Origin of the sequence: Cognataquiflexum nitidum, from assembly GCF_022538055.1 — a bacterium.
In the GTDB taxonomy this organism is placed as follows: Bacteria; Bacteroidota; Bacteroidia; order Cytophagales; family Cyclobacteriaceae; genus Cognataquiflexum; species Cognataquiflexum nitidum.
Window position 1 is genome coordinate 34774 of record NZ_JAKZAM010000036.1, and the last position, 16304, is coordinate 51077.

Annotated in this window: 15 protein-coding genes; 5 read left to right on the forward strand and 10 right to left on the reverse strand. The window is 41.7% G+C overall.

Features of this window, described 5'->3' with window-relative positions; translation table 11 throughout:
* Nucleotides 1–135 precede the first annotated feature (135 nt).
* From acs to MMU07_RS19125, 10 genes are all read right to left on the reverse strand, one after another.
* The gene (gene acs, locus MMU07_RS19080) at nucleotides 136–2028 is read right to left on the reverse strand and encodes an acetate--CoA ligase (protein WP_241128204.1); all 1893 of its coding nucleotides are present in this window, start codon (nucleotides 2026–2028) and stop codon (nucleotides 136–138) included.
* Between the two features lie 32 nt (nucleotides 2029–2060).
* Nucleotides 2061–2417, reverse strand: coding sequence for a response regulator transcription factor (locus tag MMU07_RS19085; protein ID WP_241128205.1), 357 nt, complete (start codon nucleotides 2415–2417; stop codon nucleotides 2061–2063).
* The gene (locus MMU07_RS19090; protein ID WP_241128206.1) at nucleotides 2392–5151 is read right to left on the reverse strand and encodes an ATP-binding protein; all 2760 of its coding nucleotides are present in this window, start codon (nucleotides 5149–5151) and stop codon (nucleotides 2392–2394) included. The genes MMU07_RS19085 and MMU07_RS19090 overlap by 26 nt, the downstream gene beginning before the upstream one ends.
* On the reverse strand, nucleotides 5144–5353 hold the full coding sequence (locus MMU07_RS19095) for a hypothetical protein (RefSeq protein ID WP_241128207.1): 210 nt from the start codon (nucleotides 5351–5353) through the stop codon (nucleotides 5144–5146). The genes MMU07_RS19090 and MMU07_RS19095 overlap by 8 nt, the downstream gene beginning before the upstream one ends.
* A gap of 89 nt (nucleotides 5354–5442) precedes the next feature.
* Nucleotides 5443–7128 (reverse strand): sodium:solute symporter family protein, encoded by a 1686-nt coding sequence (locus tag MMU07_RS19100; RefSeq protein ID WP_241128208.1) that lies wholly within the window; start codon nucleotides 7126–7128, stop codon nucleotides 5443–5445.
* Between the two features lie 21 nt (nucleotides 7129–7149).
* Nucleotides 7150–7413 carry a DUF4212 domain-containing protein gene (locus MMU07_RS19105; protein ID WP_241128209.1) on the reverse strand — a complete coding sequence of 88 codons (264 nt, stop codon included), beginning with the start codon at nucleotides 7411–7413 and terminating at the stop codon, nucleotides 7150–7152.
* A gap of 14 nt (nucleotides 7414–7427) precedes the next feature.
* Nucleotides 7428–8870: a porin gene (locus tag MMU07_RS19110; protein ID WP_241128210.1), complete on the reverse strand. Its 1443-nt coding sequence runs from the start codon at nucleotides 8868–8870 to the stop codon at nucleotides 7428–7430.
* Nucleotides 8871–9012: 142 nt separating this feature from the next.
* The gene (locus tag MMU07_RS19115) at nucleotides 9013–9435 is read right to left on the reverse strand and encodes an IS1/IS1595 family N-terminal zinc-binding domain-containing protein (protein ID WP_241128211.1); all 423 of its coding nucleotides are present in this window, start codon (nucleotides 9433–9435) and stop codon (nucleotides 9013–9015) included.
* A 134-nt stretch (nucleotides 9436–9569) separates the two neighbouring features.
* On the reverse strand, nucleotides 9570–10355 hold the full coding sequence (locus MMU07_RS19120) for a ZIP family metal transporter (protein ID WP_241128212.1): 786 nt from the start codon (nucleotides 10353–10355) through the stop codon (nucleotides 9570–9572).
* A 104-nt stretch (nucleotides 10356–10459) separates the two neighbouring features.
* Nucleotides 10460–11521: an FAD:protein FMN transferase gene (locus tag MMU07_RS19125; protein ID WP_241128213.1), complete on the reverse strand. Its 1062-nt coding sequence runs from the start codon at nucleotides 11519–11521 to the stop codon at nucleotides 10460–10462.
* A gap of 155 nt (nucleotides 11522–11676) precedes the next feature.
* Here MMU07_RS19125 and ruvB point away from each other — a divergent pair, with 155 nt between their 5' ends.
* The 5 genes from ruvB (at nucleotide 11677) to MMU07_RS19150 (ending at nucleotide 16178) form a co-directional block, all read left to right on the forward strand.
* On the forward strand, nucleotides 11677–12711 hold the full coding sequence (ruvB, locus tag MMU07_RS19130; protein ID WP_241128214.1) for a Holliday junction branch migration DNA helicase RuvB: 1035 nt from the start codon (nucleotides 11677–11679) through the stop codon (nucleotides 12709–12711).
* A gap of 33 nt (nucleotides 12712–12744) precedes the next feature.
* A complete protein-coding gene (gene queG, locus MMU07_RS19135; RefSeq protein WP_241128215.1) occupies nucleotides 12745–13677 on the forward strand; it encodes a tRNA epoxyqueuosine(34) reductase QueG in 933 nt (310 codons plus the stop codon).
* A gap of 86 nt (nucleotides 13678–13763) precedes the next feature.
* A complete protein-coding gene (locus MMU07_RS19140) occupies nucleotides 13764–14936 on the forward strand; it encodes a hypothetical protein (RefSeq protein WP_241128216.1) in 1173 nt (390 codons plus the stop codon).
* 313 nt (nucleotides 14937–15249) lie between these two features.
* Complete coding sequence (locus tag MMU07_RS19145; RefSeq protein ID WP_241128217.1) at nucleotides 15250–15483, forward strand: hypothetical protein; 234 nt, start codon at nucleotides 15250–15252, stop codon at nucleotides 15481–15483.
* A 275-nt stretch (nucleotides 15484–15758) separates the two neighbouring features.
* On the forward strand, nucleotides 15759–16178 hold the full coding sequence (locus tag MMU07_RS19150) for a hypothetical protein (protein WP_241128218.1): 420 nt from the start codon (nucleotides 15759–15761) through the stop codon (nucleotides 16176–16178).
* The last annotated feature ends 126 nt before the right edge of the window (nucleotides 16179–16304 follow it).

Below are 16304 nucleotides of genomic sequence, written 5' to 3' on the forward strand. Positions count from 1 at the left end.
CAGACACAAGACATGAGACACAAGACGTAAGACTAAATTTTGTTGTAAGTTGGAATTATCCCTTATTGTAGACAGAATTTCACTTTGAATCAGGATCAAATCTCATGTCTTAAGTCTCACATCTCAAGTCTTATTTCATTTTCTTCCTTCAATAATCTTCGTGACCACCTCCGGATCGAGAAGGGTTGAGGTATCTCCCATATTGTCTGTGCTGCCTTCGGCTACTTTTCTTAGGATCCTTCGCATGATTTTGCCCGAACGGGTTTTTGGCAGTCCGGATACAATCTGGATTTTGTCAGGTTTGGCGATTGGGCCAATGATTTTGCTGACGGTTTCCTTGATTTCGTTGATCAGGTTTTCCTCCGTACGGTGGGACATATCACAGATCACAAAGGCGTAGATTCCCTGTCCTTTGACTTCGTGCGGATATCCGACCACTGCTGATTCGATGACCAATGGATGCTCATTGATGGCATTTTCGACTTCTGCAGTTCCCATTCTATGGCCGGATACATTGATCACATCATCTACACGTCCGAGTATGCGGTAGTAGCCGTCATGGTCTCTTTTGACTCCGTCACCGGTAAAGTACATGCCTTTGTAGGTGGAGAAATAGGTTTGTTTGCAGCGCTCATGGTCTCCCCAAGTGGTACGTATCATGGATGGCCATGGGAATTTGATACAAAGATTTCCCTCGACAGAATTTCCTGTAAGTTCATTTCCCTCAGGATCTACGATTGCCAGTTGGATACCCGGTAAAGGTAAAGTAGCGAATGCAGGCTTGGTAGGTGTGATACCTGCGATCGGCGAAACCATTATCCCGCCCGTCTCAGTCTGCCACCAAGTATCTACGATTGGACACCTTGATTGGCCGATGTGGTTGTAATACCACCTCCAAGCTTCCTCATTGATAGGCTCACCTACCGAACCCAATACCTTCAACGAATCCAAATTATAGGGAGCAATAGGATCAGTCCCAAATGCCTGTAATGCCCGGATTGCCGTAGGTGCAGTATAAAATTGGTTGACTTTGTGCTTTTCAATTACCGCCCAGAATCTTCCCGGGTCGGGATAAGTCGGCACGCCTTCAAACATCAGCGTGGTCGCACCTGACAACAAAGGACCGTAGACGATATAAGAATGTCCGGTAATCCAGCCTATATCTGCAGTACACCAATACACATCTCCCGGCGAGTATTGGAACACATTTTCAAAGGAATATTTGGTATAGACCATATAGCCCGCAGTAGTATGAACCACACCTTTTGGCTTACCGGTAGATCCGGAAGTGTACAGGATAAACAAGGGGTCCTCACTGTCCATCTCCTCAGCCACGTTACTGTCCTTTTCTCCCAAGATGACTTCGTGCCACCAATGGTCCCTGCCGGCTTTCATGGTTACACCCTGACCGGTACGCTGACAGACGATCACCGTTTCTACGTCGGCCTTTTCCAAAGCTTCATCCACGATGGCTTTGATGCCGATTTTTTTATTGCCACGGTAATTCCCGTCAGAGGTCAAAATTGCTTTTGCTCCACTGTCAATAATCCGGTCTGTAAGTGCATTGGCACTGAATCCCGCAAAAACAACCGAATGGATCGCCCCTATCCTTGCACAGGCAAGCATAGCAATGGCTGCCTCAGGGATCATCGGCATGTAAATGATCACCCGATCACCTTTTTGGATGCCTTTGGATTTCATTGCATTGGAAAACTGACAAACCTGATGGTACAATTCTTTGTAAGAAATCTTTCTGACATCCTCACCCGGTTCACTTGGCTCCCAAATGATGGCTGTCCGGTCACCATAGGCAAAGAGGTTCTTCTCAAAAATATTTTCAGTAAGATTTAGTTTACCATTCACAAACCATTTGATGTTTGGTCCCTCAAAGTCCCATTTCAACACTTTGTCCCATCTTTTTTTCCAATGGAATGAATCTGCTATTCTCGCCCAGAAATTTTCCGGTTCGGCCACTGATTTTTGGTATTCATAGAAATACCCGCTCAGGGTATGGATTCTATCACTCATGGTTATATTTTTTTAGGTTATTGTTATTGATTTTAATTCATTAATGACTTCACCTTGGAAACCAGGTCTTTATTTGAAAAGGGTTTGGTAAGGTAAAGATCCGCCCCCAGATTCATCCCTTTTTGGACATCTTGCTGTTTACTTTTTGCTGTCAGGAATACTACTTTGACACCTTGATTATTTTCTTTAATGTGCCTACATACTTCATAACCGTCCACTTTAGGCATCATTATATCAAGAATAACCAGCTCCGGATGGTTTTCCTGAATGATACCCATTGCTTCTTCTCCGTCTCGGGCGATAAACACCCTGAAGCCTTCTTTCTTGAATAGAAACTCCAATGACAAGAGGATATTGGGTTCATCATCTACTATCAGTATTTTGTTCATCGGCGTTATTGGAATGTGTTAATAAATGATGCTCGAGTTGCAGAGGCAGGATGAATTCAAAACAGGTCATACCTGACTTTGTAAATACGCCTATCTTTCCCCCATGATATTCAATGATTTTTTTGGATATGGCCAGGCCTAAACCACTGCCTAAAGGCTTTTTACTGGTTTGGTTTTTAGCCTGAAAAAACTTTTCGAAAATGTAGGGAGCTTCTTCTTCAGGAACACCTTTTCCATCATCAAAGACCTGAAGATAAAGATCATAATCTTTCAGGTAAGTTTTCAGGACTATTTTTTTTCCGGCAAATTTGGAGGCATTGGAAAGCAAATTAAGAATAACCTGTTTTATTCTATCCTCATCGACCAACAACTGAAGTTCATCATATCCGATTTCAAGATTGAAATCAATGTTTTTTTCCTTGAAAATCTGAATCATACTCTCAACGGTCTGAAGAATGAGTATCCTGATGTCCGTTTTTTCAAGATTAAGTTCTTGTCTTCCGGAATCAAATCTTTCCAAATCCAAAACCTGATCAATCAAGCGGGTCATTCTGTTAGTCTCCTGAATGATAATATCCAAAAACCTTTTTTTATCCGCTTCAGGAAGATCATCATCCAAAAGAATTTCGGAAAAAGCCCTGATTGATGTGATGGGGGTCTTCATTTCATGGGTCACTGTCGAGATAAATTCATCCTTGAGCATATCATTGAGTCTTAGCTTCTCATTCATTTTTTGGAGTTTGTCGGAAGCCTTCCTCAATTCTTTACTTTTTTGTTTGAGGGCCAAATTCAAACTTTTAAGCTCTTGGGTTTCTCTCAAAATCCCCAATACCTCTGCCATACTGATCTCCTCTTCTTCCACAACCGACCCGACCATGATCCTTGCTGATGCAGATCCTATGATCCCTGTCAATAAGCGTTCGGAATAATTGACCAATTCAGGATCAGCGTAATTTTTGGTGCCAATGGTCCTACCCGTCCGGATTGAAAAATCCTTTAAAACTTCTTGGGTTTTTTCTTCCCCTAGAAAATTATGGAGCAATGCTTTCAAATCGGGTAGATAAGCCTGTCCTTTCCATATAATAGAACTGTCCAGTGAAGTGCTGTATTTGAAAATATCCACAAATACCACGGCCTGATTGTGTTCTTTGGAAGTCTGGGTAGAAAAAAAGGAAATGACTACATATAAAATGACATTGACAGAAAGACTGAAAAATAGACCGTGGGTCACATAACTCATTTCCTGAAATCCAAACAATGCAGTTGGTTTTAATCCACTGATACCAAAAAGCCCGTTTTCCAATATCCCCGGAGCGACATATCCTGCTGTCACCATGGTAGGTATTACCAAGGTATAAAACCATAAGACAAATCCTACAATGATACCAAACAACGCTCCTAGGCGGGCGCCCTTCTTCCAAAATATACCTCCTATAATCGCCGGGGTAAACTGTGCAATGGCCACAAAAGAGATCAAGCCAATGGATACCAATGAAAACCGTGTAGAGATTTCTTTATAGTAAACGTATGCCAAAAGTATGATTACAAAAATCGAAACCCTGCGGATCCGGAGTACAATTTTGCTTAGCTTATGTTGATACTTGATTTTCAGGTTATCGTTTACCAGCAATATGGGCATGATCAGGTTATTGCTGACCATATTGCTCAGCGCAATAGTTGATACTATGATCATACTCGTCGCAGCAGAAAATCCACCCAGATACACGAGCAATGCCAACCAATCCTGATTAAAAGCTATGGGCAATGCCAATACAAATGTATCGGCATCCACAGTTCCAACAGGAAAATGGACCAGTCCCCCCAACGCAATCGGTAATACAAAGACATTGATCAAAAGCAGGTAAGCGGGAAAAAGCCACATGGCTTTATCCAGATGCTTTTCGTCATTGTTTTCTATCACTCCCATCTGAAATTGTCTTGGCAAAAACAGAACCGCCATCATGGATAGGACACTCATCCAAAACCATTCTGAGACGGCATGCTCACCATGAAATACAAACAAATGGTCCAATCCCCGTGAAGATGCCTTCGTAAAAATGTCTGCAAATCCATCATAAACGAAATACGTAACAAAAACACCCACAGTAAGAAAAGCAACTAATTTGAAAACAGATTCAAACGCCACTGCCATCACCATGCCCTCATGCTGAGCTGTTGCTTCAATGTTCCTTGTCCCAAACAGCACCGTAAATAAAGCCAAGCCCATTGCCAAATAAAACGCTGTATCCTGGTAAAAGGGATAAGAAATCAGGTTTTGGTTGAATTCAGAATACTGGAGAATATCAAATGAATTGGCGACAGCTTTGATCTGTATGGAAGTATAAGGCAATATTCCCACCAGGCAAAAAACAGTCACCACGCCTCCAAGAGTGATATTTTTGCCATACCGACTGGAAATGAAATCCGCTATGGAGGAAATGTGCTGAACTTTGCTGATTCGGATAATTTTACGCATCACGACCCACCAAAGTGGGGCCACAAGGCTAGGGCCAATATAAATCGCCAAAAACTCCATTCCATTGGTAGCTGCCCTACCGACAGAACCATAATATGTCCATGCCGTGCAGTAAACTGCCAGTGATAGGGCATATATGTAGGGATTTGAAGATAGCTTTTTACCCCTGGATGCTGACCGCTCGGAATACCATGCAATGGCAAATAATAATGCCAAATAACCAAAGGTAAACGATATGATCAGCCCGTTGCTAAGCATTGTTTTTCTTATTTGTTTTTCTGATCACCAGCATGGTGATGGCAATAAGTAACAGCCAAAAACCAAAAACCAACAAATACAATAAAGGAATTCCAAAAAGGGTTTTGGGAATATTGTATATGGACAGCACAGGATAATTCAATATAAACAGTCCCAGAAAAAAAACTGCCCATAAGTATTGGCTTTTGAGTGTGTCTTTCATGATTCGTTCTGTATAAGTTTTAAGTCCCCAAAAAGAGGAACCCCGGCTAATCCTTCGCCGGAGTCCATCTCGGTTTCTTTAGAATTTTATTAATGAGCCTGTGCGCCTCCAGCTCCTCTTGGAATCCTGATTTCTTGGATCATATCCTGCACATGTTGCGGGGGAGCAGGAGTTACTTTAGATACCACAAAACACACGACAAAGTTGATCAACATGCCCAAAGAGCCAATGCCTTCAGGGGAAATTCCAAACCACCAATGCTCGACATTATTCAATTCCGGGCTGATAAATTTGAAGTAGCTGATATAAACGATTGTAAATACAAGCCCTGATACCATTCCGGCGATTGCCCCTTCCTTGTTCATTCGGCTGGAGAAAATCCCCATGATGATTACCGGGAAGAATGATGCCGCTGCCAATCCAAAGGCAAAGGCAACCACCTCAGCTACAAATCCCGGAGGGTTTACTCCAAAATATCCTGCCAACACCACTGCTCCCCCTGCTGCGATCCGGGCTATTCTCAGTTCTTTTTTCTCGGACATTTCAGGTCTAAATGTTCTGAAAAGATCCCTTGATACGGACGTGGAAATCACAAGTAGCAGTCCTGCAGCTGTAGATAAGGCCGCCGCCATAGCACCGGCTGCTACCAGACCGATAACCCAGTTTGGAAGCTGTGCGATCTCGGGATTAGCCAAGACCATGATGTCCTTGTCGATGGTGAGTTCATTGGCATTCTTGTCCGCAACATACTGCACAATACCGTCCCCGTTTTTATCTTCTACGCTAATAAGGTTAGTCTTCTGCCAATTCCCCACCCATTCAGGCAAATCATCTACAGGCTTACCGGCAACAGTTTCAATGGCATTATAAATCCCAAATGCTGCCACCGCAGGGGCTGTAGTGTATAGAATCGCAATAAATACCAATGCATACCCTGCCGAAAGACGGGCATCTTTTACCCTTGGAACTGTAAAGAACCTCACAATCACATGCGGAAGCCCGGCAGTACCGACCATCAATGCGAGCGTGATGGCAAATATGTCCACCATTTCTTTTCTCCCAGAGGTGTAGGCTGCAAATCCCAATTCTGTCAATACCCCATCCAGTTTATCCAAAAGGTGAGTACCATCCGCGACAGTTGCTCCGAGTCCAAGTTGGGGAATAGGATTTCCTGTCAACTGCATGGAAACGAAAATGGCAGGAACCATATAAGCGAAAATCAGCACACAATACTGCGCCACTTGGGTATAAGTAATTCCTTTCATTCCCCCCAAAACAGCATAGAAGAAAACGATACACATCCCGATGATTACCCCTGTGTTGATGTCTACTTCAAGGTACCTAGAAAAAACAATTCCCACGCCTCGCATCTGTCCGGCGACATAAGTAAAGGAAATGAATAGTGCGCAGATGACAGCTACAACCCTTGCTTTGTTGGAATAATACCTGTCTCCCACAAAATCAGGAACAGTAAATTTTCCAAACTTTCTCAGATATGGAGCCAAAAGCAGCGCAAGCAACACATAGCCACCTGTCCATCCCATCAGGTAAACCGATCCGTCATAGCCCGAAAATGAAATGATCCCTGCCATGGAAATGAAAGATGCCGCAGACATCCAGTCAGCTGCTGTTGCCATGCCGTTGGCAAGAGGAGAAACTCCACCTCCGGCAGTATAAAATTCTTTGGTTGACCCTGCACGGGTGTATATCGCTATCCCGATATAAAGGGCAAATGAAACACCGACAAGTATATATGTCCAAGTTAAGATATCCATGTTATTTTGGTTTTTTAGGGGTTATTCTTCGTTGACGTCAAATTCTTTGTCCAGCTGATTCATTCTGTAGACATATACAAAAATCAGCACTACGAAAGCGTAGATAGACCCCTGCTGGGCAAACCAGAATCCGAGCTTAAAACCACCAATTTTGATTTGGTTGAGTTGTTCTACCAGCAGGATACCGAATCCAAAGGAAACTGTAAACCAAATGACCAATAGGATAAGCAGTGTCCGGAGGTTCTTTTTCCAGTAAGCCTGCATTTTGAGTTTGTTTTCTGACATAATACTTTGGGTTTTTAGAGGAATAATTGAGTTTGGAGTATGAATTCACTTGCCATACTGCTTTTGATAAAATTTTCAAAAACAGGTCGGGTACTGTATTGCAATGTAATTTTAGCTTGGTGACCATTTATGAAATAATTGATGCCAAGATCATATTGGAAGGAACTTTCGTCAAAGTAATCAAAATCTTTATAAGTAAATGCTCCGAACGGCTGAAGTCTCCCATGGTCACCCAAAATGCTCTTGGGCATAAGAAATCCTGTTTGGGAATAAAAAATATTCCCGGTCCCAATAGTTGGCTGGGCATTCCCTGGTCCATTTTGACTGGTGCCCGGACCAAATCCAATATTCATAATCCCGACATTCCTTAGGTAATTGGGGCCAAAATTATAATTGTAAAAAACAGCATAGGAAGTCAATGCTGTCCCCGAAACAGGATTGATGGGAATATCCAAAAAAGCATCCAACCCAAGCAGGGAAATATCGTGGTAGTTTATTGCACCATCCATATTTCTAGAGCTTGTGGCATTTGGATGATGGTGCCAGCCACCTCCTATGTTGAATACTTTCTTTGTGCCAAGGTAAGACCCTACAAAAAAGGGAAGTTTATTATTTTCCTTATCCAAAAACTGATAGGCAATGTACCCTTGGGTAGCCCAGTTTTCATTGACCACATTGGCTGCGACCGATCTTTCCCTGTTGTTATCGAAGCTTCCCCCCGTACCTATAGAAAATGGCTTATTGAGTGCAATCCTATAATCCCATTTTGACACCTGACCCTTGGCATAGATGCCAAACTGACGAGCAAATTGGTCAGTAAACTCTATCAGGGGCCAATTAAAAATGGGGGCATCCACCGCCAAAAACGACATGGTGCTGTGACTGGACAACCTTGAAATTCCATTCCAATAATGAAGCCCGCTCCCGATGTACAACTCTTCGGTTACTTTAAACTCGGTCCATATATCATGAAAAAACAATTGGGGTTTTTTTGCTGACATTCCGTTTGCTGTTCCGGTTCCTGTTTCGGGATTAACAGTCACAGGAATATTTCCGGGATTTCCTGTAACGCCTCCACCTGGGACACCTCCGCCTGTAAAGGTCTGGTTGTTGATCCCAAAATGAGTCAAAATCAAAAACCGGGGAGATACTTGGGCATAAGCCAAAAATCTAGCCCTGCGGATTCCAATATCGGTGGAACTGTTTTTCGGATTGCCATTCACACCGAGGGTTCCCGGATTATTATCAGTTGATCTCAGCCACATTTGATTCCAGATCAGGAACCTGACATATTTAGATCCATCATCACTGAGTTTGAGTAAGAGAGGCTTATAGGTATGGTCAAATAACATCTCATCTTTCTGGGTCCTAAAAGATGCAAGTGAGTCTTGGCCATATCCCGGCAACACCACCATCCAAAAAAAGAAAAGGCACAAATAATAAGAGCGGGAAAACATAATCATTTGGGTTTGTTGTAATTGGATCTTGTAGCGTTGTCACTGCTACAAGACCCACCCAAGTTGAAACGTTGAAATTCAAATAAAAAAACAGAGGTATATTTTTGTTAATTTAATATAGCAAACAGCATTTTATTCTGGATCATCTGTTTTTAAACCGCTCCCATTTAATTATCATAAACTTGTCTCCCAGTTCAGTGATCACCATTCCCGTATCTGTAAGATTTTCCTTTAGGGTCATAAATTTGACCAATTCAGAGTGATTCAATACTTTATATGTTGGTCTATAATCGTAGTTTTCAGGGGCTTTGATTTTATAAAGTTTGACCCAATTCATAACCGAGACATGACTAACTCCTAGTATTCTTTCGATTTCTCTGTAAGAGATTCCTTCAATATAAAGCTGTAAAGCCTTCACTACATAATATTTATCGATCGATTTACCGAGCTTATTTACTGTAAAGTGATAGCCACATATTTTGCACTTAAACCGCTGTCTCCCGTCTATTACACCACTTTTGGCTACCTTGGCATGCTCACATTTAGGACATATTGCCTTTTCCATATGCTCTAATTTGGTTTTGATATATCATTTTAGCGAAAGTATACCATATTAGCAACATATAATCTTTCAAGAATAAAAAAATAATTTTTCAGAATAAAATATTGGCTTCAATGTTCTTGACAGTATTTAACCTATCACACAAGCATTTCCAGCAAAACCGCCAATCCGAAAGCTAGGATGCTGATCAATACTTTATTGAGATAAAATCGGTGGTCAGGACTGCTTTCAAAAAATATGGTTGTGGAAATGTGGAGAAATCCTCCTGCTACCATACCATAAAATACATTCAATCCTTCTCTACCCAGGATATTGCTTTCGTACATGTAATTACTCAGGACCATACCCAAAGGAGATGCAAAAGCAAAAACCACCAAAAGTGCAAAAACCCATCTTTTTTTAAGACTTGCCATCAAAACTGCGACTAAAGCAAACGCTTCAGGCCCCTTGTGCAACAGGATACCTAAAAGCAGGTTATTGCTTCCATGATGATGGTGGTGACCGTGACCTACATGCTCTTCATGTTCATGTAAATGACCTGCCAGAGAACCATCTTCAGTCAATAATGTCCCCTCTAGAAATGCGTGTAAAAACAAGCCGATCATGATTGTCCATATTCCTACCTGCATCCCATTATGCTGATGGTCTGGATGGTGGATATGGCCATGTTCCACTCCTGTCGACAATAATGCGAGAATCTGTTGTAGTAAAAACCCCAACAAAATATAGAATCCCATCTTTGTAGGATCGGAAGACTCAACGAAGAGTTCCGGAAGAATATGCAATACCGTAATGGCAAAAAGGTATGAACCTGCAAAAACCAATACCAGTTTGAAATACCTTTCTTCCCAACTCGGTATAAAATAGGCCAAGCCCCCTGCAAATAGGGCAGTAAAGAATAAAACAAGGAAATTAAATGTCATCTTTTGATGGTTTGAGATAAGCCTGAATCCAAATTCAGATTGATATTTTTATAAAGGGAAAGAACTTGGCATCATTGAACTAAACTGAAGGTTTTTGAACCGGTTTAATCCTGGGGAAAGGAAAGAAACGGCTTAAGTCCTTCGCTGGCATAAGATTTTAACTGTCCGGTGGAGTCGCTATATATGAGGAAGATTTCAAACAAACCTTGATTTTTTTGGAGATCAATCGCTTGTTCAGTTCCCATCACCATCATAGCGGTGGCATAGGCGTCAGCAGTCATGCAATCATCCGCCAAGACTGTTGCGCTCAAGAGGCTATGGTTAACAGGTCTTCCGGTAGCGGGATTGATGGTATGGGATATTTTGATGCCTCCTGCTTCGTAATAATTTCTATAGTTTCCGGAAGTGGCCATTCCTTTGTTGTCCAATGCCACGATACTATACAATGCGTCAGCCCTACCTAATTCTTCGGGACGGTTGATGCCCACTTTCCATAATTCCCCTTTTTCATTCACTCCTCTCGCTACCAATTCGCCTCCTATTTCCACAAGCAGGTTTTCGATTCCTTTTCCCTGCAAATACTCCGCGACCACATCTACCCCAAAGCCTTTTGCGATAGCACTAAAATCAAGATAAATACCCTGTTTTGATTTTCTGACACTTGTCGAATCGAAGTTGATTTTATTAAAGCCAACCAAATCTAACATGCCATCAATATTAACACTGTCCTTAAGTTGTGGCCCCGTTGGGCCAAAACCCCAAAGATTGACCAAAGGGCCCACTGTCGGGTCAAAGGCACCACCGGTGATTTCAAATACCTTTTTGCTACTTTGGAGAACAGGAAGAAAATAGGGCAATCCAAAAAACAGGGTGTCTTTTTGATTGAATTTGCTGAGTTCGGAATCAGGAATGTAGGTGGAAAGTGATTGGTTAAAAACCACCAATAAGGAATCCACACTTGCTTTAAAATCCCTTTCCCTTGGATCCAGGTAAGTGATGTTATAAGTTGTCCCCATCGTGTTTCCGCTAAGGATCACTTTGCCCGTAACTTTTTCTTCGATATTCTCCTCCGGTTTTTGTTGGTTTTGACGGTAGAGATAAACCACTGCCACCAAAAGCAGTAGGATGATGGAATAGATAATGTTCTTGTTGGCGTTGGTTCGCATATAAAAGCGCAATTTTTCGAAAGTTAAGGGTAATTTTCTAAATTAGTTTCCAAAAAAATTATTATTTGCAATTTTGTTGCAAAAAGGAAGGAGCTTATTTTTAACTTTTTGCCTTGGGCTTATTTTCTATATTTGTAAATGCTGATTGTTGCGCTATGAGAGAAGATTACCTGAGTGGGGACAAAGAAAAACTGAATTCATCAGACAAGGAAATTGAGAAGGCTTTGAGGCCTTTGAGTTTTGATGACTTCACAGGCCAATTCAAAATTGTTGAAAATCTAAAGGTTTTTGTTTTGGCAGCAAAACGAAGAAATGAACCTTTGGACCACGTACTTCTTCATGGCCCTCCAGGCTTAGGAAAGACGACGCTCAGTTACATCATTGCCAACGAACTGGAATCCGGCATCAAAATCACCTCGGGTCCGGTGTTGGACAAGCCATCAGATCTAGCCGGATTGCTGACCAACCTTGACGAAGGAGATGTACTTTTTATTGATGAGATCCATAGGCTCAATCCCATCGTGGAGGAATACCTGTATTCGGCCATGGAAGATTTCAGGATTGACATCATGTTGGATTCAGGACCCAATGCCCGGTCTGTTCAGATTTCGCTCAATCCTTTTACCCTGATTGGTGCAACCACAAGATCGGGATTATTGACTTCACCGCTTCGCGCAAGATTTGGGATCAATTCCCGGCTGGAATATTATGATGCCAAGCTCCTGACCGACATTGTGCAGAGATCTTCAGGGATTCTTCAAACACCGATAGAAGAAGTTGCTGCCTATGAAATCGCGAGAAGAAGCCGAGGAACACCAAGGATTGCCAATATGCTTTTGCGCAGGACAAGAGATTTTGCCGAAATCAAAGGCAACGGGACGATTACATTGGAAATCGCCAAAATTGCCCTGAAAGCCTTGGACGTGGATGAAAATGGATTGGATGAAATGGACAACAGGATACTCCTGACCATCATCGAAAAATTCAAAGGCGGTCCTGTAGGGCTTTCTACTATTGCCACTGCCTGCAGTGAAGAAGCGGAGACGATAGAGGAAGTGTATGAGCCGTTTTTGATTCAGGAAGGTTATCTCAAAAGAACCGCAAGAGGCAGAATGGCAACAGAACTCGCTTACAAGCACCTGAACCTCAAACCGAACTTTGGGGCAAGCAGCGGCAGTTTGTTTGAATAATTGCTTTGTGCTTTTTCATTCTGATTTGAAATTGTGGACCACCTTCAAGAAAAATACAGCCAAATCATAAAGACCCAGGCCAAAAACCTGGGCTTTGATTTTTGTGGCATCGCCAAGGCGGGATTTTTGGAAGAAGAAGCTCCAAAACTCGACGCTTGGCTCAACCAAAACTACCAAGGCGAGATGTCTTACATGGCCAATCATTTTGACAAAAGACTGGACCCCACCAAACTCGTCGATGGAGCCAAAACCGTAGTCAGCTTGGTCTATAATTATTTTCCAAAAAAGGAATTATTCCAAGAAGATAAGGCCTATAAAATCGCCAAATACGCCTATGGGCAGGATTACCACCATGTCATCAAAGACAAGCTGAAAGTACTGCTCGAAAACCTCCGCCTAGAAATCGGCGAAATTGGCGGAAGGGCATTTGTGGATTCCGCGCCTGTGATGGAGCGGCAGTGGGCCCAAAAATCAGGTCTGGGTTGGTTGGGAAAAAACAGTCTTCTACTCAATAAGAAGATGGGCAGTTTCTTTTTTTTAGCTGAATTGGTCATCGACCTTGAGATTGCCCCTGACCCGCCGATATTGAAAGATTATTGCGGTACCTGTACCAAATGTATCGATGCCTGTCCGACGGAGGCCATTGTCCAACCCGGTGTCGTGGATGGATCCAAATGCATTTCTTACCTGACGATCGAGCTCAAAGAAAATATCCCTGCTGCTTTCAAAGGAAAAATGGAAAACTGGGTTTTCGGTTGCGACATCTGTCAGGATGTATGTCCCTGGAACAGATTTTCAAAACCCCATCAGGAACCGCTTTTTGATCCCAAATCCGAATTGGAGAAAATGACCAATCGGGATTGGGAAGAAATCACGGAAGAAACATTCAGTAAGGTTTTTTCAAAGTCGGCTGTCAAAAGGACGAAGTATAATGGCTTTTTAAGGAATATTGATTTTCAAAAATGATCAAAGAGTTACTTTCTTGAAAACCATGTCAAAAATCAGTTTTTAAGAAATCAAATAGGTTAATTTTGAGTAATCAAAATGATGCTATGAAGATTTTTGAAGTCAATTCCGGAATACTGGAAAGGGATTTTTTGGAAGTTCACGTTCTGCTAAACAAACCCTTCCCCAATTGGATCAGGCCATTGGATATCGATGTGATGTCAGTTTTTGATCCAAATAAGAACAAACTTTTGGCAAAATCCGAAGCCATACGATGGGTGCTGAAAGACGATAAGGGGAAGCTTATAGGCCGGATTGCCGCTTTTGTCAATAAAAGATACACCAACAAAGGGGATGATGTCCCTGTTGGTGGATTCGGATTTTTTGATTGCATAGATGACCAAAAGGCTGCGGACTTCCTCTTTGATACTGCCAAAAACTGGCTGGGGTCAAGAGGAATGCAGGCTATGGACGGGCCGATCAACCTTGGTGACCGGGACAAATGGTGGGGTTTGTTGGTGGATGGATTTCATCCGCCTATCTACAACATGAATTACAATCCGCCTTATTACCAAAAGTTATTTGAAGCCTACGGTTTCCAGAATTTTTACAATCAGATTTGCTGGAGCCTTTCCGTGGCGCAAGAAGCGCACCAGTTGGATCCGAAGTTTTATGAGGCGCATCAAAAGTTTTATGGTAACCCGGACTTCAGGGCGGAATACCTCAAAAAAGACAACTTGGAAAAATATGCCAAAGACCTGAGTACCGTGTACAACAAGGCTTGGGCAAAGCATCAGGGTAACAAAGATATCTCACCGGAACAGGCCTTGAAGTTGTTTAAATCCATCAAACCTGTCTTGGATGGAAAACTGATCTGGTTTGTCTACCACAAAGATGAACCTGTGGTGATGTGGATCAACCTTCCGGATATCAATCAGATCATCAAGCACCTTGACGGAAAGTTTGACTGGTTTTCGAAACTGAAATTTTTTCTGATCAAAACCTTTGGGAAATATGAGAATTTTGTGGGTTTGGTGTTCGGTGTGGTACCGGAGTTCCAAGGCACAGGTCTCGATTATTATATGATCGTGGAGGCCGAAAAAGTCATCAAATCCACTACTTCCTACAAAAAACTGGAGCTTTATTGGCAGGGAGATTTCAATCCCAAAATGCTGAATATCTCAAAAAACCTCGGGGGAAAGCACTTTCGGACCTTGATCACCTACAGGTATTTGTTTGACAGGCAAAAGGATTTTGAAAGACATCCGGTATTGTTATAATCGGTCCATAGACCACGGTCGACAGTCCATAGCCACTGCACATAATTTTCAATCCGAATTTCATTTGGTTTTTAGCCAGAAAGCGTTCATAAATATGAAACACTAGACGTGTCCGCTTTCTTGCACGTAGCCAAACCAATAATGGTTTGGAAACGATTAGCGGTTCTGTGGACAGTCGACCTTCGTCCCTGGACAAGTATCCGCATACAATAAAGTCCTTTCAAGCCTGGCGAACAACATTGCGGACACTTATAAAATATAATTTCTCCTTTACATTTTTTTGGTCTTTATTCCAACCAAAACCAGCTTGATTATGAACCTGCAATATATTTCAGAAAACAGAGGCAAAACCACAGGCGTATTTATCCCCATTCAGGAATGGGAATTGCTAAAATCAAAATTCAAAGGATTGGAGGAGGAAGTGCTTGGTGACCAATCAAAAGAGGAGATTTTGCAGGGTATCCAGATAGCAGTGGAAGAAATGAATCTGATCAAAAAAGGAAAATTAAAAGCCCGTGATGCAAAAGACTTGTTAAATGAGTTATAGCGTAAAACCTATCCCCCACTTTGATAGGCAAGCCTAAAGGCTTTTGATAAATCTGAGAAGGAGAATAATTCGGATTTGGAACTTCAGGAACTTTTGAAATTGATAGAATAAAAAAAGCCCCAAACTCGGGGCTTTTTGCTTTAACCTGCAAGGCTAATGAAATATTAATCGTATTTAAGATTGAAAAAAGTTGAGGATCCAAACTTAGTAATACCTAAAGCTTGATTTTTCAGAAGAAAAAGATATCTTCAATAATCCTGTATCTGTACAAAAATATGAAACTATTTATTTTAAGCTTCATTTTGTCTTTTCTTAACGCCGAACCCAAACTGGAGGGGAAATGGAAGATGGTTCAATTCGACCCTTTTGATTTAGTAATTAATTCACCGGACTATCTATTAGCTGATGAAAATACAAAAAAAGAAATCGAAAGGAATATAGAATTCACTTTAGATAACACAATCTATGAATTTCGGGGCGATACTATTTATATGACCGACTTTATTAGAAATAAAATAGATTTAAAGAAGGGGATTTTTTTCCTAGAAGGAGATAAAATTAATGTAAACTACATAGATAAGATTGCATCGACAGCTTTTAGGTTAGTTAAAGTAACTGAAAATGAACTTGTTCTTGAGTTAGTTTATAGGGAAAACCCAAATAATATAAATGCGAGATTTGTTAAGATGAAGTGAATTTTCTTTCATTCTTAACCTTCAAACAAAGTGTTTACTCAATTTCTAATATGTGTATCCGCTTCACTGCACGTAAGGATGAAGAGCTGCAATAACCATCCGTTCAAACAGCTTTTCACCAAAATA